The following is a 19,336-nucleotide window of genomic DNA, read 5'->3' on the forward strand; positions in this document are numbered from 1 at the left end:
TTTTCGCAAGAATCCTGCGCCCCGCCCCTTGAAGGACCGGAGCGCCAAGCGCCGCACCGGGGTTGCTTACCAGGACAGCGCCGCGTCGAATTTTCCGCCGCCCGCAGGGTCAGCGTCGTCAGCAAATAACAGCACGCCGCCGACCACTGCGCCCGCGACCAGGACCGCCGCGCTACCGGCGCCGACCCACATCCAAACATTCGAGTCATCGTCTTCGTCGAGCCCATCTTCGATCGGCGGCAGCGGCTTGACGGATTTGGACTGCTCAACGGGAGCCTGCGCGACCGGCTTGGTCTCAGCCGGCGCCTGCGTGCTCGGCTTCTTATCGGCCTCACCGGCGGCCGGCTTGACCGCCACTGCTGCCGGGGCGGGCTTCAGGTCCACCGAGGTCACGAGCTTGTCGCCCGCCTCGGCCCCGACCACGCCGCTGATCGAATTGGCCAGGGTATTCACGCCCACCCGCAGGTTCGACAGCGCCAGGGTAAAGGACACATCGCCCTCGCGGACCAGCTCACTGGTCTCGACATTATAGATGAAGGGGACCGCCGAATAACTCGAGCGCTTCTTCACCATCACGACCCAGGCCATATATTTGGCGCCGGTGCGCGAGTGCAGCTCGTCGAGATAGGGACGAAGTTGTTCGTCGCTGAATTTTCCCGACCCGACGCTCGAGACGAGGCCCGTATAAAACGCGGGTTGATTCGAGGCAGCAGCATCCGGAGTCGCCCCCGGCGCGCCAAGCTTGGCCTCAAAGGTCTGCTCTTTCGAGCGCCCACGCACCCGAATCTGCTCGCTCCACACCCCACCGGTCGCGCCGCGAACGACGAGATAGTGGTAACCGTAGCCGATATCGTTGAGCTCAACCGGAGCCTGACCTTTCTCGACGCCGTCGACAAATACGGTGGCCTTCTCGCCGCCTGCGGTGACGCTGATCTTGCCCGGACCGGCCTTTTTGACCTTGTCGGCCTCGACCTGGTAAACCTCACGCAACTCTTTAGGGAATTTCTCGGGGTCCAACTTCTCGTTGGGACGAAGATTCGCGTAGACCTGCATCTTTTTGCGGGCGTCGAAATCAAAGCCCGCCAGGAAGTACGCGAGCGCCATATTCCGATAGGCGTCGACCAGGACGTTGAAATTCTCGAGGTCTGCCAGGTTCTTCTCGAGGCTGTCCACCGAGCGCTGGAAGGTCGTCGCCGCGCGGTCATTCTGACCGGCGGTCAGCAGGCCGATGCCCGAGGTATAGAGGCGCTCGGCCTCGGCGAGCTCCGCGTTCGGATTGCCCCCGCCCTGCTGCATCATCGCCTCATAGGTCGGCAGAAGCTTGGCGCTGCGCTTGTCCGCGAGCTGCGCGCGCAGCATCTCACCGATGCGCTCCGGGATAATCTCGGACATCTCCCCTTTGATTCCCTGGGTCGGCAGCAAGAACATCGTGGGCGTCGGGCCCGCGGGCTTGGGCGCCGGCGCGGCCTCTTCGGCCTGCTTGGCTTCGCCCGCGTCATCCGACGCGCCCGGCGCTGCCTGCTGGGCGATGGCTGCCAATGGAGAGCAAACAAACGCCATCATCGTTGCGATGGCGCAGGCCGAGCGCAAAATTTTGGCGCGGCAGGTGGATTCCCCGAGGGACGTCTTCTTGGTCGAGTTATCAATCATCAATATATCTTCGGAAGCTCTTGGAGCCTGATTGGAGATCATGATCTCATTCGTATTTACAATAGAAAATCGTCAGCCATGCATCACAAATATCGCCCGCGCGCGGCCCGAACGGCCCTCATGGATAACACGAGCTAAAATTAAGCGTCAACTCAATGCGCCGGGCTAAGCGGCTGTGTATCTTAACAATTACGCGCTCGCTCGCCTCGCCAATCAGCGCCGCGCTGCAGGACAAACAAAGCCGAGCAGCGCGCCACCGGGGCGCCCTGCTCGGCCTGCTTGATTCATCACATTTTCAGACGCCGCTGCGCCTTATTCGGTCGCCTTCTCGGCTTCCGCGCTCTTCACAGCTTCAAGCTCTGCTTCAATCGCCGCGATAATCGCAGCCTTATCGATGCCCCCCTGATACTGACGCCCGTTGATATAAAGCGTCGGGGTGCCGGTCAGCCCAGCCGCCTCGCCCTCTTGACGGTCACGCGTGATCGCGCCCGCGATCATCGGGCTCTTCAGGTCGGTCTTGAATTTCGCCATATTCAGGCCGATTCGGCCGGCAAATTTCTCGTAGCTATCCGCGGCGAGCGAACGCTGGTTCTCGAACACCAGGTCGTGCATGGGCCAGAATTTATCCTGGTTATGCGCGGCAAGCGTGGCGATCGCCGCGCTCATGGACTGGTTATGCGCGTTGAGCGGGAATTGCTTGAAGTAGATGACGATCTTGTCGCCATATTCTTTGGAAATCTCGTCGAGGATTCCCGAGGCCACTTTACAATGGGGGCATTGGAAGTCAGCGAATTCAACGATGGCCACCGACGCCTCTTTATTGCCCTTGGACGGGACACCCTTGAGGTCAAAGGTGTGGATCTTCTTGGCGTTGGTCACGAACTGGGCGATGACATCCTGGATCTCCGATTTCGGCGCGCCGGCGTGAACGCCGCGAACGACCGTGTTGGCGACCTGTTTCGCCAGCGCACAGGCTTTGTCCGCATCCTGCAGACATGCGTGCAGGCTCTCAGTCGAGTCCTCGCACGGGCACAGCTCGGCTTCGGTGATCTCGACAACCGTGGCGCGCTTGGCGTCGGGCAACATGCCCAGGTTCATGCCGGGATAGATATCTCCGGGGGGCGCGTCCACGACTTTCTTGTCGTCCTTCGCCTCTTCTTTTGGAGCCTCAGCGGCGGCTTCGGCGCCGTCCTTCTGGGCCGAATCCGGCGCGGACTCATTGCTCTTGCACGCCCCAAGGGAGAGCAAAAAGAAAAGCGCGACCAATGACAGCAATGTGGCGCGGCGACGATTATGATTTTGAAATTTCGACATAGGTTATTTTCCAAGTACGGAGAGTTAAGACAGACGGCCTATAGCACATGGCACCGATGGATATAAAGGCATCTCACGCGGCGGCACGCCCCGAGGCAACATCCCATAGAGTACCGCTAAATATCTCAATATATTTCGACCCACTACACTTTAATCGCGTACTGGACCTTTGAAGCCAATCTTTATAAGTAAATGCGGCAAACCCGGCGATGGCGCGCAGAGTCTGCGCGCCTCTCTAGTTGGACTCGCTTTACTTCGCCAGCATAGATAATGAAATCGCCCGCTAAAATACTGATATTTTCAACCGACTCCGATCTCTCCTGAAGGTTCCGACATGGCTGAGCAAGAAAAACAAGACGTCGACAACAAAAAAGATGCACTCTACCGCGTGCGCCACTCGGCCTCGCATATCATGGCGACCGCGATTCAGCAGATGTTCCCGGACGCGAAGTTCGCGATCGGCCCGCCCATCGCCGACGGCTTCTACTACGATTTCGAGCTCCCCCGCCCCATCTCCACCGACGACTTCGGCCAACTCGAAGGCCGCATGACCCAGGTGATCAAGCAGAACCAGACCTTTGAGCGCGAGGAGTGGAGCAAAGAGAAGGCGCGCGAGTTCTTCGCCGACCAGCCCTACAAGCTCGAGCTCATTGACGGTATCGAGGGCGAGACGGTCTCGATCTATAAGAACGGCCCCTTCACCGACCTGTGCGCCGGCCCGCATGTCGAGTCCACCGGTGCCTGCGAGCATTTCAAGCTCCAAAAAGTCGCCGGCGCCTATTGGCGAGGCGACGAGAATAATCCGATGCTCCAGCGCATCTACGGCACGGCCTTTGAGACCGCCGACGAGCTCAAGGAATATCTCTTCATGCTCGAAGAGGCCAAACGCCGCGACCACCGCAAGCTCGGGCGCCAGCTCGGCCTCTTTGACTTCGACCGCCTCTCGCCGGGCTCCATTTTCTGGCGCCCCAAGGGCTGGCTGGTCTACCGCAAATTGCAGGATTATTTCCGCGAAATCGAAGAGAAGAACGGCTATATCGAGATCAACCATCCCCTCCTCTATAATAAGGAGCTCTTCGAGCAATCGGGGCATTGGGAGAATTACCAGGAGAACCTGTTCACCTTCGAGGCCCACGACCAGACCTATTGTCTCAAGCCGATGAACTGCCCGGACACCATGCTCTTCTTTAAGAGCGACAAGCGCTCCTACCGCGAGTTGCCGCTGCGCGTGGCCGAGTTCGGCACCCTGCACCGCAACGAGATGCCGGGCGCGCTCTCCGGAGCGACCCGCGTGCGCCAATTCTGCCAGGACGACGCGCATATCTTCTGTACCCAGGAGCAGATCGGCGATGAGATCTCGCTCTTCTTGAAGATGGTCGACCAGACCTACAGCCTCTTCGACCTCGACTACGATATCGAGCTGTCGACCCGCCCCGAGAAGTTCATGGGTGAGATCGAGGTTTGGGATCGCGCGGAAGCCGCGCTTAAAGCCGCGCTGGACGCCAACGAGCGCCCCTACACCATCCACGAAGGCGACGGCGCGTTCTACGGCCCGAAGATCGACTTCCAGGTGCGCGATAGCCTGGGCCGCAGCTGGCAGTGCGCGACCATCCAATTGGACTATCAGCTCCCGCAGCGCTTCGAGCTCAAATACGCCGCCGGCGACAATACCGAGAAGACCCCGGTCGTGCTTCACCGCGCCCTGGCCGGCAGCCTCGAGCGCTTCATCGGCATCCTGGTCGAGCATCTCGCCGGCGTCTTCCCCACCTGGCTCGCCCCGGTGCAGGTCAAACTGCTGACCATCACCGACGACCAGAATGACTACGCCTGGGAAATCGCGAAGGAATACCGCACCCACGGCATCCGGGTTGAGGTCGACGACCGCACCGAGAAGATCGGCTTTAAGGTCCGCGAAGCCGAAACCCAGAAGGTCCCCTATATGCTCGTCATCGGCGCGCGTGAGGCGGAGGCCGGAAACGTCGCCGTGCGCAGCTACTCCGAGGGACGCCTTGGGAATATGACCCCCGACCAGGTGCGCGATGATATCCTGGAGAAGGTGAAAAACCGCACCCTGGACGTCGAAATCCAGCGCTCCAAAATCGCCACCGCGGCCCGAAGCGCCGAGGGAACCGGCGATGATATGGTCGACCGCGGCTACTAAACCCGGCGACTCAACAGGTGACTAACCCCGGCGACACGAAGAGCCCAAACCCCTACCCCGCTCTTCGTGTCGCCATCGGGCGGCTTGACGAATCGCTCAAAAGCGCTATCGTCGCCCACGATTGCAGTATTTCATAAATAATTTGACGGGACGTTTTTTGGTGCGACGATAAACTGCCTAATCTGACTGCAGTCACGGGACGGCGGATGCCGTTCCAAAATTGTCAATGTAAGTGTCTATTAACCACGCTGTTTACCAGTAGGAAAACAAATGAAAAAACAACTGTTGCTGATTGCTATCTTTGCCATGGCTACTTTTGCTTTCTCCTCCTCGGCATTTGCTCAGGGCGACCGCGCTCCGAATAACGCGCTTAAAGCCGGCCAGCACTCGCTTTCCTTCTCCGTACCCGGCGGCGGAAACCCGTACGCGGGTGGCGCTTTTGGTTATTGGATGATGCTGACGCCCAACGTCAACCTGGGCCTGAACGTCGGTCTTGGCCTTGACCCGCGCGACGGCTTCACCGACAGCGGCGAAGAGACCACCGACTTCTATTGGAACCTGCTGCTCGCCCCGACGCTCAAATACTACCCCAGCACCCGCGGAAACGTGGCGATGTTCTACTTCGGCCAGCTAAACCTCGGCCTTGGCGGCGGCGCTGGTGAGTTCGACGACCCGGGCTTCGGCATCGCCGGTGGCCTCGGCGCCGAGTGGTTCCCGACCACCCGCTTCAGCATCTCCGGCCAGGCCGGTCTGGGCATCGACATCGTGCGCCCCAACCAGAAGCCGTTCGGCGTGGGTACGTTCACGTCGGCGCTTGCCGCGAATATCTACTTCTAAGCCAGCCTGCTTAGAGACGCATAAGGGCTGCCAATGTGGATATTATGATTAAATTCGGCTATCCTACGGGCATCCCTAACGCAGGAGCACCGCCGCGTCCGACGCGGCGGTGCCTCTTAACTAACATCTAGAAATGCTTGGAGGCATATTATGAAAATGCGATTATATACTCCGATCGCCCTGCTTCTTTTTGCGGGACTTGGCGCCGCAGGCTGCGCTGAATCCATCGATGACACCTCCGAAATGCACCAATCCAGCCAGGATTTGGTGCTTTTAAGTGTCCAGGACGACGCCTCGGGCACCCAGGCCGTCAGCGTGAGCTACACCCCGGAGCGCGGCTGGCACATGAGCCTGAGCCCCGAGCTGCGCCCGACCAATATGCCGGGCACCGAGAACTCGCTGCTCCGCCGCCAATCCAGCCTGGATCTGGACTTTGACTTCAGCGACAGCGGCCCCGCCCCGGCTCGCTACAATGCGTCGCTCTCCGGGTCGCGCAGCTTCTCGGCAAGCGTGCCCGGCTCGTCGCGCTTCAGCACCTCGGTTGGCGGCACCTCGTCGTTCAGCAGCGGCCTGCCGACCTCCTATAGCTTCTCCTCGGGCCTTTCGACCGGCGGCAGCTGCTCGCTGGAGGGTCTGTGCGACTTCGCCGAGTTGATCTGCCAGATGTCCCCGGCCGGAGAAGAAGGATGCAGCGGCGCCGAGATCGCGCAATGCCGCGCCAGCATCAACCAGGTGCAGGCCGAGATCCCGCCGGAGGCACGCCCCTTCCTCTGCGCGCTCAGCGACTTCTTCGCCTGCGCCAATATCGCGCTTCGCAGCGGTGGCAACCCCGAAGCAACGATGCAAGCCTGCGTCGCCAATAGCGCCGCGGGTGGCTTCGTCGGCAACATCGTCGACTGATGCAACACCGATAGGCTCATGGGCCTCCTCGGGGGCTCGAGAGCGCACCTTAAATGCCGTCGCCGACACCTTGTCAGCGACGGCATTTTTGCGCCTCACGCCCGCCCTCACGCGCTCGCGCCGCGCCAGCGCACAGCTCGCCGCACGCCCCGCCCGTCGAAGTGGCGCAGGGGCACGCTCTGGCGCTCCCTGACACCTCCAGGAACGCCTCCACGAACGCCAATTTAAAGACACAAAAAAGCCCGCCTACTTAAGAAAGTAGGCGGGCTTTTAAGATTAAATTAGCTCGACCCCTGAGCGGTCAGCGGACACCCCGTGTCCAGTCCGCTGCTCCCTCCCGGGCCTGACGGGGTACCGAATCGGTGGTCCCGCTGACCGCTCAGGGGTCGAACCATGCACCAGCAGGACTAAGCAATATCCTGCTGATTGTAAAGCGAAATCTTATAAGCGGAGAGAGAGGGATTCGAACCCTCGATACCTGTGAGGGTATACACGCTTTCCAAGCGTGCGCCTTCAGCCACTCGGCCATCTCTCCGAAGGAGGGAGTGGGATTCGAACCCACGGTACCGCATAACGGTACATTTGATTTCGAATCAAACGCCTTCGTCCACTCGGCCATCCCTCCACAAAAAAACGAAGAGTATCAATGCCTTCTGCAACTGAAGAATTCCGCTGTCAAAGATCGCTTCTACTCGCGTGCCGCCTTTCGGCGTTGGCGAATTGCTTCAAAGAAATCGGTCAAAAGCCCCGCACATTCATCGCGAAGACAATTCTCGGTTATATCGACCCGATGATTAAGCCTGGGGTCTTCGAGCATCGCATAAAGCGACCTCGCAGCTCCCGCTTTGGCATCGCGCGCCCCATAGACAACCCGCGGGACTCGCGAATTGATAATGGTCCCTGCGCACATCGGACACGGCTCAAGCGTGATATAAAGCGTGCAATCGAGCAGGCGCCAACTGCCGAGTTTCTCGGCGGCGCGCCGCATGGCGATTAGCTCCGCATGAGCTGTGGGGTCTTGCCAGGTCTCGCGGCGGTTAAAGCCGGTCGACACAACCTGACCGTCCAATACAACAACCGATCCTACCGGAACTTCTCCCAAGTCCGCGGCCTTTCGGGCCTCGGCGATCGCAAGCCTCATGAAATCCTTATCATTGGCCACAATCTAAACTTCCAAAAGAGAAACTCTTAAATAGCGCCTCCCCTCCCCTGGATTCCTCCTCAAAAGAAGAGGCGCTATTTAATGATACCGGTGTTCGATTTATCGGCTTTCGAAAAAGCCCTGACTTAAAAAAAGGGAAGCGCCTTACAGGCATTTCCCTTTTTTCATGCACTTGGAAGGACTTGAACCTTCAACCTACGGTTTCGTAGACCGTTGCTCTATCCAGTTGAGCTACAAGTGCGTCTGTTAGCTCCCGCCTTGCCAGCGGGAAACAAGGTTTACATTCATTAAATCAGAATTGCAAGCCTTATTTTTAAGCATTTGCTAAATAGTTTCAACAGGCGAACCAGGAGACTATTTAACTCCCGCCTTATCAGCGGGAAATAAGGTTTACATTCATCAAATCAGAATTGCAAGCCTTATTTTGGATTCATTATGAAATAATCTTAACAAGCAAACTTAAGAAAACTATTTCACAACTTCGTCCAGCGGAGAGGGAGGGATTCGAACCCTCGATACGGGATAAACCGTATACTCCCTTAGCAGGGGAGCGCCTTCAGCCTCTCGGCCACCTCCCCGAATCAAACGATTCAGGTAAACTACTGTTTACATCCTAAGATAACTTCAATCAACTTCGCTGCTACAAAGTCATGTTATCTAAGCAACGACCGCCTTATTTCATACCTTGCAAATCTTTGTCAAGCACAAAAAGCGAATCGTTTGAAGTCCAAGTGGAGGAGGTGGGATTCGAACCCACGAACGCCCTAAAACGTTGCTGGTTTTCAAGACCAGTGCCTTCAACCGCTCGGCCACTCCTCCCGAGTCAGGCGCCTATTTGGCGCTTTTGCGAAGTGTTAAATCCGCAACCCGCGAGGGCCGCCGATAATACCCATGCGAAGCCGAACGTCAAGCGCTTTTTATTGTTTTCGCCGCATTATTTCTCACCCTCCGCCCGGGCGCAACTTAAACCACTGAAAGTAAAAAGGAATCTGCGCGCGCCCGCCGACACACCCGGCGACGCCCTGTCCAATCCCGCTGGATCGCGCCGGTATAATCGGGCCGATAATGCACGCTCGACCGGGATCCTGCGGACTGGGATGTGCATGGACGACGCCCCCGCCAAACATGTATATATGCAGCAACTATATTTGTGTTCCCAGAAGCCCAAAGGAAAATAATGCACCTATACCGTGGTATCCCCGCCCACCTTATTATTAGTGCGGGCCTTATTATGTCCCCGGCCACTCTTGCGTGGGCCCAGGAGTCGGGCTCGTCGGCCGAGGCGCCGGGCTTTGCCAACGAAGCGCCCTCTCCCCAGCTCAAGGAGACCGCCGACGCCCAGGCTTCGGCGGACACGCCCGCCTGGGATCTTCAGTTTGGCGGTTATCTACGCACCAAATACTCCGCCGTCCAAAACGATCCCCACTACCAACTCATCGGGCGACGCGACGGCTTCTCCCTGGCGGATGTCGCCCTGGCCGTCGACGGCAGCCTTGAGAACGGCGTCGGGTTTAATGTGGTGCTCGAAGGCGCCGCAGGATTGCCCAAGGGTGCCGACAACGAGGATATCGAGCTGGGGACACGGCTTTTGGACGCGTTTCTCTCTTATGCGCCCCACGATCTTGTGCGCATCTCTGTCGGCCAATTTAAGGCCCCCTATGATGCGGAGACCCTGCAATCCACCAAGGACCTCCTCTTTGTCGATCGCTCGGTCGGCAACCAGGGCGTCAGTGGTCTCGACGGCATGCCCGTTATGGGTCTGAGTCAGGGCCGACAGGTTGGCCTGCGCCTGGACTCCGAGCCCTATTATTTCTTCAATGATTCCCAGGACGCCGCGCCCAATGGACCGGCGCTGAGCTATGCGCTTGCCGTAACCAACGGGCAAAAGGTGAACCTGCGCTTCAATGAGAACGACAAGATGGCCTATTACGGCCGCCTTAACCTGCACTGGGGCGACCTCATCCGCGTGGGCGGCGCCGGCTTCTATAACGAGCGCACCCTCGGCGCGGCCCCCGATCGCCTCAACCAAAAGAACGTCGGATGGACCGGCGATCTCACGGTGAACGCCTACGGCGTGAGTCTGCTGACCAATATCACGCAGGTAGAGGTGACCCCGGCGCCCGAGTTGCAGGCTGAACAATCCCGCACCGCGCGCTCACTGCAGGCACAGATCGCTTATCAGGAGCCGTTTTTAGGCCTCCAACCCGCCTACCGCTTCGCCTATTATGACCCGGACATCAACGACGATGGCTCCGCAAATGTGGCCTATGAGGCGCTGACCTATCACACCTTCGGCCTGAACTATAATTCGCCGGATTACCCGGTCCGCATCCTGCTTAACTACACGGTGACCGGCGAGGATATCCGCTCGATCGACAACAATCGCTTTGACGCCCTTGCCCAGATCGTGTGGTGATCACCGACGCGGGCCGCGCGACCGGCCCGCACCGCACCGACAAGATCTTCTGAGCTTCTCATCATTGTCTCGAATCTCTGTAGTGATCGCCTCAATGCAATATAATCAGCCAAGCGATAGCTCGTCCTCCGGTTCCCAGCCTGCGGCGCGCCGATTTGCCCGCCTCTATCTGCTCATCGGCCTCTGCGCGGCCCTCGCCGCCGCCCTGGCCATGCCGAGCTGCCTGCCCGACGGGGATGAACCCGCCCGGGCCAGCGCCAAGCGCATCACCAGCCGCGACGAGTTGATCGGCGGCCCCACCGCCCTGGGCGAGATCGGCGACTTCATCTTGATGAACGATAAGATCAAGGTGGTGGTTGAGGACGTCGGCTTCGCCAGCGGCAGCGGGCTCTTTGGCGGCTCGCTAATCGACGCCGACCGTATCCGCACGACCTCCAACCCCGACAAGATCGGCGGCTCCGGCAAGGATACATTCGGCGAGTTCTTCCCGGCGTTCTTTTTGGAGATGGTGGACCCCGAGGAGGTCGTCGTGCTCAACGACGGCAGCGACGGCAAAGCCGCGATTGTCGAGGTTCGCGGGCGCGGCGGCGAGTTCGTCTCGATGCTGCGCTTTATCAACCAGGCGATGATCAATAGCTATGAGGCAAACTTTGGCGACCTGGTCGCCGGCATTCCTGCGAACTCCGACGGCGCCCCGCTGGTGCGCTTCTCGGTGCGCTATATTCTGGAGCCCGGCGCAAGCCATATCCGGGTCGAGAGCACCCTGAAGAATGCCAGTGACCAACCCCTGACCTTCCCGAATGCCGCCGTCATGGGCGTGCTGGAGTCTTTCCTCGGCCTCGATCTCAGCGGATTTAGCGTGCCGGTCGGCGCGGTGCTCGGCTTCGGGGAGCTCAACAGCCTCTTTCTTCCCGGCGTTGGCTATGACCTGCGCTGGGGCCTCGAAGATAGCTATCGCCACGAGATCCCCCTGCCCGCCTTCCCGGGGCTGGTCACCGACTTTATGGCCTCCTCCAACACCAAGGGCACCAACTACGGCTTTATCGCCGAAGAAGCACCGGAGCGAAATTTCGTCGCGAATAAAGAGGCATATGGGGCGCGTGATGACGACGATATGCTCGTCCTCTTTTATGCCGCCGGATTCAGCGGCGCGTTTACCCACGACATCCCGGACACGATGGGTGTCGGCGAGGAGTTCACCTTCACCAACTACCTGATCGTCGGGACCGGCGACGTCGCCAGCATCCTGGACGAGGCGTATATCATCCGCGACGCCCCCACCCAGACGGTCGCCGGGCAGGTCCTAACCCCGACCGGCGCGCCGGCGCGCAAAAACACCTCCCTGCTGCTCTACACCGCCCGCACCGACAGCGGCGCTTCGGCCGACGGCTGCAGCCGCGACGGCGAGGGCTTCGATCTCCTTGCGCCCGCGCCCTATAGCCAGGCGTTCACCAATGACGAGGGTTATTTCCAATTCACCCTCCCGCCGGGCAAATATTGCTATCGCACCCGCGACGAGGGCCGCCCGCTAAGCGACTACAGGCCCTTTGAGGTCGGCGACAAACCGGTCTACCTGAATGTGCAGGCGTCCCCGAGCGCGTCGCTCTCGGTGCTGATCCAGGACGAGCGCGGAAACCCCATGCCCGGCAAGATCATGCTGGTTGGCAAGCACGATTACCGCGGCGATCTTCAGAAACGCTTCTATCTCTACGACCTGCAGGCCGGCGAGCCGTGGCGCACCAGTGATATGGTCCCGGATGACCCCAACGATCCTTCGACGCGCGAATATCTCGAGGCGATCGCCTACGCCTCAGCCGACGGCATCGCGCGCCTCAACGCCCGCCCCGGCACCTACGATGTCTACGCAAGCCGCGGCATGGAATATGAGCTGGTTCGCAGCAAAGACGTCACCCTAAAACCGGGACAACCCGCCCAGCTCGCCGTCACCTTAAATCGCGCGATCGACACCACCGGCTACCTCAACGGCGACTTCCACATGCACGCGCGCGGCTCGATCGACAGCGGGCTGAGCTTCGACGATCGGGTCATCAGCATCGCCGCCGAGGGGCTTGAGACCGTGGTCTCCAGCGACCATAACCACGTCTCCGACTATCTGCCCTATATCGCGCGAAACGGCCTACGTCCCTGGCTAAACTCGGTGGTGGGCGTCGAATTGACGACCTTCGAGTTCGGCCACTTCAACGCCTTCCCGATGAATTATGACGTCGGCAGCATCAACGGCGGCGCGGTCCCCTGGCAGAGCCTGCCGCCCCAGCAGATCTTCGACGAGCTGCGCAAACACGGCACGATTTCGCCCGAGGAGACGATCATCCAGGTCAACCACCCGCGCGACACGATCATGGGGTACTTCTCCCAATATAACGTCGACCCCTTCACCAGTGAGGCGACGCTCACCTTCCAGGACCCGTCGGTCACCGGCGTCGACAAGATCATGGCGACGATCTCCACCCCGAGCGGCCCGAGCTTTATGCGCGACTGCCGCAGCGAGGGTGAGTCCTGCCGCGGCACCGAAAAGTTCGAGAGCACGCTGAGCTGGGATTTCGACGCCATCGAGGTCTTCAACGGCAAACATCTCGAGTTACTCAAGCATTATCGCGTCCCGTATCCGGCGTCCGTGGGCGGGGCCGACGGCTGGCCGCAGCACGCCGTCGACCAGATCATCGACACGACCTGCGCCGACGAGTTCGGCGCCGAGCTTACCCAATTCTGCACCGATAACGCGATCCCCGCGGCCGATTGCGAGGCCCCGCTGGCCGACCACCCCACCGCAGCCTGGTGCTCCTTCGACACCCAGGCGCTCTTTGCCCGCTACCCCCAGGGCTCGGTGCTCTGCGACGGCGACGCGGTCGCGTTCCCCGGCGGACTCGACGATTGGTATAATACCCTCAATTATCCGCGCACCTTCATCCGCGGCGACGCCACCCCCGCGCCGGCCGAGCCGGTCTACAAGCGCTATACCGCCACCGGAAACTCCGACAGTCATACCGCAGGCGTGCCGAACTTCACCCAGCCGGGAAGCCCGCGAAACTTCTTCTATGTCGGCTACGATGACCCGACGAAGTTTAAGCCGGCCGATCTCGTCGAGGCGATGACCCAGCATCGCAATATCATCAGCAACGGCCCCTTCGCCTTCATGAAGATCGGCGAGGCCTCGATCGGCGATGAGATCGCGATCGCCAACCCGCGCGTCGACGTCGAAGTCGTGGTGCGCGCGGCCAAATGGGTCGGCGCGAGCCGCTTCCGCATCATCAAGAACGGCGAGGCGGTCGTGGTCGACGATGACGCGACGCCGACCGTCCACGAATTCCAACTCGACGAAGGCGGCGAATACCGCGCCACGGTCTCGCTCACCGTCGACAAAGACTCCTGGCTGGTGCTCGAGGTCGAGGGAGACAATAGCCTGTTCCCGGTCTACACCCCGCAGGAGATCCCGGAGGTCAACTTCGAAGCGGCAATCGGCAGCATCGCGGGCACCCTTGGATTTGGCGGCGGCGTCGACGGGCTGGCCCCCGAGACGACCTTCCCGCTCACGCCCTTTGCGTTCACCAACCCGATCTGGTTGGTCTACGATCGCCCGGGCGACAGCGACGGCGAATTCACGCCGCCCGCCCCCAGCGCGCCGAGCTGCTCGGCCGGCGCACTCCAGCTCAGCGAGATCGTGCAGGCCGACGCCGACGCGCCGCTTAAACCCGTCGCGCCCGCCGCGCCCCGGCGCCTGCGCCGCCTCGACACCGCGAAGCTCCCCGCCTCGCTCAAAGCCAACGATCACCACGGCCACGAGGCCCTCGAGCGCCAACCCGGCGAGTACCGGGATCTGCGCACACGCTTTAAGAATTGGCACACGCATTAATTCCCCCCCCCGGTCACTCAAATGCTCCACACCGCGCTTCGCCCGATCTTCTTCGCCCTCGCCGCCGCGCTGCTCCTGGGCCCGAGCAGCGCTGGCGCGCACACGCTGCCGCAGGAGCGAAAAGTCGTCGCCCAGGTCTCGGGCGACCGCGTCGAGATCTTGGTCGAGTTTCTCGAGCCCCCCAACGATCGCGTCCAATTATTGCTGCGACGTTTTGACCTCGACGGCGACGGCGAGCTGCGCGGCGCCGAGGCGAAGTTAGCCGGCGGCGCGTGGAGCAAATATATTCTGGCCGGGCTGCAATTCGAGGTGGTGGGCGAATCGCCAGCGGCACAGGAGCCCGAGATTAAGTTTCGGCGCGCGCAAAAAGGCGCGCTCACATCCCTGCTCTATATGCGCTGGGATCTTCCTCAATTGGCGCCCGGCGCCACGCGCACGCTGCGGCTGAAGATGCAGGCGGACGAAAAAACCGTGCCGACCGCGATTTCTTTTTCCCCCGGCGAAGCCACCGATATTCGCGAAATCGCGGTGCCGCTGCGCTTTAAAAGCAACCTCGACGCGGCGGTGTTAAACCCCGGCGAACGCGCGCACCTGCGGGTCGAAGTCGCCGCGGCCCGCCCCTCCCCATCCGCGGATTCTCCCTAAATATGCTCGCCAAAATTCGCGGCGTGGCTAGCCCCCGGGGGCTGCCATAATCATCTAGCACCGTGTTTGACGGACCCTGAAGGCTGTCTAGGTTTGAAATCAAGCGAGCAAATCGAAGTGAATGCCCATTCAGCAGAATCCGCATTCACAATCTACAGCGGTCGACAATTCGGACGGGCAACAGGCTGCCCGATATGATTTGCCAATGATTTCGAACTCGCAATATTGGGCACACGCTAGCGCCTGGGGGTGTCTCCCGCCATGGATTGGCATCGGAGATGACTAGCGGTGGGGCTGTCGGGAATCTTCCGACAGCCCCGTTTTTTTCTTGAGATCTCGGACGCGCCTGCGCCCCGCGGAGTCGCCAGAAAATATCTTAGATCGTTTCGGCGAGCCGCGCGTTCGTACTCCCTGACTCGATCGCATTACCCAGCGGAGCCCATTGCCCCCAAATTTGGCCGTCGCCTTGACGATTATCTGGACTGACTTCGATGAAATTCATCAAAATTTTGCTTCGCATCGCCAAGGGCATTTACGATATCCTGGCGAGCTATTTGCTCGGCTGGGTATTGGTCTTCGCGCTGTTTTCGCTGGGGCTGCACCTCGGGCTGGAGTCGGTCGCGAGGCTTCAAAATTACGATTCGGCCGACGCCCTGTGGCGCGCGCTCTCCTATGCTTATGGGGAGCGCGCGATCTTATGGATGCGCCTGCTGGTCTTCGGCGCGCTCAACGCCGGATTGGTCTACCTCTTTCGGCGTCCACTGCGCGCTACTCAGCACTTCATCGAGTCGGGCATCGATACCCTGATCGAATTCTTCCAGCACTTCAGCCAAAACCGCCCACGCGCACGCACACTCGGCCACCTCGTCTTTAGCGCCACCGTTACTTCACTGCTCATCCCCTTTGTACTCCAACCCACGCTGGTCGCGGATTATCGCAATCGAGGCGCCTGGCTTGAGCGCGGGGCAAACCTGGTGGACGGCAGCGCAAGCCGATATGTCGCGGACTCGGTCATCGGGCTCTACCGAAAATTCTACGCCTCGCCGGTCGAATCCGTGGGCGGGGTCTCGGACAGCGAGGTCGCCTCGGCCGGGGACCCACAGGATGGGCGCCCCCCATCCTCGACGCCGCACGGCAGCACGCACTACCCGCCGACGCCGGCGAGCGCCCAACCGCTGATGGACCGCTGGGACCCCATCATCTGGCGCGCGGCCAAGAATGACCCGGAGCGCTTCGCCATGCTCAAGGCATTTATGTGGGTCGAATCCGCCGGGCGCCAATTCGCGGTGAGCACGACCGGGTGCAGCGGCCTGATGCAATTTTGCGCGGGAACGGCGCGCGCGCGCCCCTTCCGCGAGATCTTCGGCGTGGGCCAAATCACCACCTGCAAATGCGATGGCCCGTGCAGGATCGACAAGCAGACGCGCCAGTCACTCGAGACCGGCGCCATCAACGCTTCCGAGGCCGGCGACGCGTTCCCCTGTGACCCCGCCGACGCCCGCTTTAACCCCGAGCGCAGCATCTTCGCCGGCGCCGCCTACGTCGCGCAGCTCAGCGAGCGCTTCGGCGGCAATATCTACCTGATGTATATCGGCTATAACTCCGGGCCCGCGGTCGCCTCCCGGGTCTATCAGCGCCTGGGCCGACGCGCCGACGCCAGCTTAAGCGATATCGAGCTGCACCTGGCCGCCGCCATGCGCCCCTACTACGCCAACGCTTCGGCGCGCCGCGCGCGCTCATTGCTGCGCACCCACCTGCCCAAGATAAACCGCGCCTATCTGGGGTACCAAAACCAAACGCCCGCCCCGGCACCGGTCGCCATGCGCTAAAATTTGACCTCGCCCGGACGCGCGCCGCGGGCCCATAAAGTCGCGACAAACTCCCCTGCACCCATGCTTGACCATGATCAACTCGACTGCTATTGCCTACGCTCCTTAGACCGCGCTGTTTTTTGCGGCCGATTTGAAGCTGTTTAGCGGAAAACCGACGCGTTTTTCGCTCAAGAACATTGTATTTAGTGAGAAACGACTCATGTTGAACACGATTGTCATCGCTCAGGGAGCGCCTGAAGGCTCGTTCCTTGTCCAGATTCTGCCATTTGTACTCATCTTCGGCGTCTTCTGGCTCCTGGTCATCCGACCGCAGCAAAAGCAGGTCCAAAAACACCAGGCGATACTGAACAGCCTCAAGAAAGATGATAAGGTCATCACCAGCAGCGGTATCTTAGGCACCATCGAGAAGGTTGACGGACAGGTCATCGACCTGCGCATCGCGCGCGACACGAAGATCAAGGTCCTCCTCTCGAACGTTAAGGGATTGCAGGATCAACTCCTCATCGCTGGCGACGCGGAAATCGAGGATAAATCGAGCTCCGACAAGAAAAATTCGAAGACAAAAAGCGATGACTCAGACAAGGCCGCCGACGACTCGTCGGACGACTCTGGGAAATGGTAATTATTTAACATCTGGCCGCAGCCTGCCCGGGGTAATCACCTCGCGCGCGCTGCGGCCGAATCGACCTCCGAGCGGAGTTTCGGGATTATGAGCGCCAATAAATTTAAGTGGATCATCACCATTCTTGCTATTCTCTTAGCCGTCTACGGCCTGATACCCAGCGTATTGGACGGCGCGGACGGCAAGTTGGACCGAAACGTCGAGAATTATAGCGGTCCGACCGTCGACTGGTTCATGGAGAACGGCAAGGCGTTGACCCTGGGGCTGGACCTGCAGGGCGGCTTGCTGCTGCAATACGGCGTGCTCGTCGAAGAGGCCGTGCAGGACAAGCTCGAGCGCATGTCCGACGACCTTGAAGCGCGCCTGGAGGGCGAGAATAGTGGCGTTGAGGTCACCACCGAGCACCCCAAGAATACCAACTACGTCGACATCCGCTTCAAGGACCCGTCCAACACCACGCTCATCACCGATGACTTCATGAGCTTCTTCCCCAGCATGACCCAGGTGGATATGGGTTCGGGGGTCGTCCGGGTCACCATGACCGACGATTATATCAAAGAAACCAAGGAGTTCGCGGTCACCCAGGCCGTCGAGACCATTCGTGAGCGTATCGACGCCCTCGGTGTCGCCGAGCCCAGCGTGACCCGCCAGGGCCAAAACGGCATCGTCGTTCAGTTGCCCGGCCTCAAGGCCGACGACGTCGACCGCGCCAAAGGCCTCATCGGCCAGACCGCCCAGCTTGAGTTCAAGATGGTCGACGACGACGGCACCCAGGCTTTCTTCAGCCAATTCCAATCCGGTGGATTGCCCGCAGGTTTTGACCTGCGCCGCATCGGCGACGGCAACCTCTCGGTCACCGCCAAAGACAAAGACGCGCTCATCGCGTTCCTTGAGACCAAGATCGACCGCAACCACGCCATCGGCGTTCAATACCACCCGATCTACGAGAATAGCCTCGAGAAAACCGGCGTGGACCCCGAAGCCTCGTATTGGAAGTCCTATTATCTCTTCCGCAAGGTTGACCTGACCGGTGAGTATATCCAGGACGCCCGCGTCGCCGTGGACCCGCAATTCAACAAACCCTACGTCTCGCTGACCTTCGACTCGCGCGGCGCTGAGCTCTTCGGCGACCTGTCCGCCAATAACGTCGGCAAGCGCATGGCCATCATGATGGGCGACGAAGTCCAGAGCGCCCCGGTCTTCAACGAAGCCATCCGCGGCGGCCGCGCCCAGATTACCCTGGGTTCGATGGAAGGCCCGATGCAGATGCAGCGCGACGCCCAGGACCTGGTCATCGTGCTTCGCCACGGCGCCCTGCCCGCGCCCATCGAGATGCAGTACCAGACCGTCGTCGGCCCGACGCTTGGCGCCGACTCCATCAACACCAGCCTCAAAGCGCTGGGCGTCGGTGGCCTGCTCGTCATCCTGCTGATGGGCCTGTACTACCGCGGCTCCGGCATGATCTCGATCGGCGTGCTCTTTCTTAACCTTCTTTTCATCACCGCAGCGCTGGCCGCCCTGGGCGCCACGCTCACGTTGCCCGGCATCGCCGGCGTCATCCTGACCATCGGTATGGCTGTCGACGCCAACGTGATTATCTACGAGCGTATTCGCGAAGAATTGCACCGCGGCTTTTCCCCCTACGAAGCGGTTCGCCTTGGCTTTGACCACGCCCTGTCGGCTGTTATGGACGGCAACATCACCACCGCCATCGCTGGCCTGGTGTTGCTGCAATACGGCACGGGCCCCATCAAAGGCTTCGCCGTCACGCTTCTCATCGGTATCGGCAGCACCCTGTTTACCGCCGTCATCATTACGCGCCTGATCTTTGACACCTACGGAGCCGGTCGCTCACGAGATGTCGAAAAAATCAGCATCTAAGCGCGACGATTCACCCACTGTGACGACGCAAAACTGGTAAACTGA

General features: G+C 60.4%; 12 protein-coding genes, 5 tRNA genes and 1 other RNA gene. 9 read left to right on the forward strand and 9 right to left on the reverse strand.

Annotated elements, in window-relative coordinates:
• Positions 1-66 precede the first annotated feature (66 nt).
• Positions 67-1,650, reverse strand: coding sequence for a PEGA domain-containing protein (locus tag DN745_RS09370; RefSeq protein ID WP_111334266.1), 1,584 nt, complete (start codon positions 1,648-1,650; stop codon positions 67-69).
• A 312-nt stretch (positions 1,651-1,962) separates the two neighbouring features.
• Complete coding sequence (locus DN745_RS09375) at positions 1,963-2,964, reverse strand: DsbA family protein (RefSeq protein ID WP_111334268.1); 1,002 nt, start codon at positions 2,962-2,964, stop codon at positions 1,963-1,965.
• Between the two features lie 334 nt (positions 2,965-3,298).
• Here DN745_RS09375 and thrS point away from each other — a divergent pair, with 334 nt between their 5' ends.
• From thrS to DN745_RS09390, 3 genes are all read left to right on the forward strand, one after another.
• Entirely contained in the window at positions 3,299-5,125 is a 1,827-nt protein-coding gene (gene thrS / locus DN745_RS09380) for a threonine--tRNA ligase (RefSeq protein WP_111334270.1), read from the forward strand.
• Positions 5,126-5,395: 270 nt separating this feature from the next.
• A complete protein-coding gene (locus DN745_RS09385; protein WP_111334272.1) occupies positions 5,396-5,962 on the forward strand; it encodes a hypothetical protein in 567 nt (188 codons plus the stop codon).
• Positions 5,963-6,112: 150 nt separating this feature from the next.
• Positions 6,113-6,862 (forward strand): hypothetical protein, encoded by a 750-nt coding sequence (locus DN745_RS09390; protein ID WP_111334274.1) that lies wholly within the window; start codon positions 6,113-6,115, stop codon positions 6,860-6,862.
• Positions 6,863-7,153: 291 nt separating this feature from the next.
• On the opposite strand, the gene ffs is transcribed toward DN745_RS09390, so the two are convergent.
• The 7 genes from ffs to DN745_RS09425 all read right to left on the reverse strand — a co-directional run bounded on the left by ffs (position 7,154) and on the right by DN745_RS09425 (position 8,843).
• Positions 7,154-7,244: signal recognition particle sRNA small type (gene ffs / locus DN745_RS09395), an RNA gene on the reverse strand.
• A gap of 66 nt (positions 7,245-7,310) precedes the next feature.
• Positions 7,311-7,397 (reverse strand) — tRNA-Ser (locus tag DN745_RS09400).
• A 2-nt stretch (positions 7,398-7,399) separates the two neighbouring features.
• Positions 7,400-7,487 (reverse strand) — tRNA-Ser (locus DN745_RS09405).
• A gap of 63 nt (positions 7,488-7,550) precedes the next feature.
• Positions 7,551-8,027: a tRNA adenosine(34) deaminase TadA gene (tadA, locus tag DN745_RS09410; RefSeq protein ID WP_420836586.1), complete on the reverse strand. Its 477-nt coding sequence runs from the start codon at positions 8,025-8,027 to the stop codon at positions 7,551-7,553.
• 164 nt (positions 8,028-8,191) lie between these two features.
• A tRNA-Arg gene (locus tag DN745_RS09415) sits at positions 8,192-8,265 on the reverse strand.
• A 248-nt stretch (positions 8,266-8,513) separates the two neighbouring features.
• Positions 8,514-8,602: transfer RNA gene (locus DN745_RS09420), tRNA-Ser, on the reverse strand.
• A 154-nt stretch (positions 8,603-8,756) separates the two neighbouring features.
• Positions 8,757-8,843: transfer RNA gene (locus tag DN745_RS09425), tRNA-Ser, on the reverse strand.
• A 412-nt stretch (positions 8,844-9,255) separates the two neighbouring features.
• Between DN745_RS09425 and DN745_RS09430 the strand changes: the two genes are divergently transcribed.
• The 6 genes from DN745_RS09430 to secD all read left to right on the forward strand — a co-directional run bounded on the left by DN745_RS09430 (position 9,256) and on the right by secD (position 19,291).
• Positions 9,256-10,440, forward strand: coding sequence for a porin (locus DN745_RS09430; RefSeq protein WP_111334276.1), 1,185 nt, complete (start codon positions 9,256-9,258; stop codon positions 10,438-10,440).
• 94 nt (positions 10,441-10,534) lie between these two features.
• Positions 10,535-14,311 (forward strand): CehA/McbA family metallohydrolase domain-containing protein, encoded by a 3,777-nt coding sequence (locus DN745_RS09435; protein WP_133621814.1) that lies wholly within the window; start codon positions 10,535-10,537, stop codon positions 14,309-14,311.
• Between the two features lie 21 nt (positions 14,312-14,332).
• A complete protein-coding gene (locus tag DN745_RS09440; protein ID WP_111334280.1) occupies positions 14,333-14,956 on the forward strand; it encodes a hypothetical protein in 624 nt (207 codons plus the stop codon).
• A gap of 491 nt (positions 14,957-15,447) precedes the next feature.
• Entirely contained in the window at positions 15,448-16,785 is a 1,338-nt protein-coding gene (locus DN745_RS09445; protein WP_111334282.1) for a transglycosylase SLT domain-containing protein, read from the forward strand.
• A gap of 202 nt (positions 16,786-16,987) precedes the next feature.
• Complete coding sequence (gene yajC, locus DN745_RS09450; protein ID WP_111337611.1) at positions 16,988-17,410, forward strand: preprotein translocase subunit YajC; 423 nt, start codon at positions 16,988-16,990, stop codon at positions 17,408-17,410.
• Between the two features lie 87 nt (positions 17,411-17,497).
• Positions 17,498-19,291, forward strand: coding sequence for a protein translocase subunit SecD (secD, locus tag DN745_RS09455; RefSeq protein ID WP_111334284.1), 1,794 nt, complete (start codon positions 17,498-17,500; stop codon positions 19,289-19,291).
• The last annotated feature ends 45 nt before the right edge of the window (positions 19,292-19,336 follow it).

This window comes from Bradymonas sediminis (assembly GCF_003258315.1).
In the GTDB taxonomy this organism is placed as follows: Bacteria; Myxococcota_A; Bradymonadia; order Bradymonadales; family Bradymonadaceae; genus Bradymonas; species Bradymonas sediminis.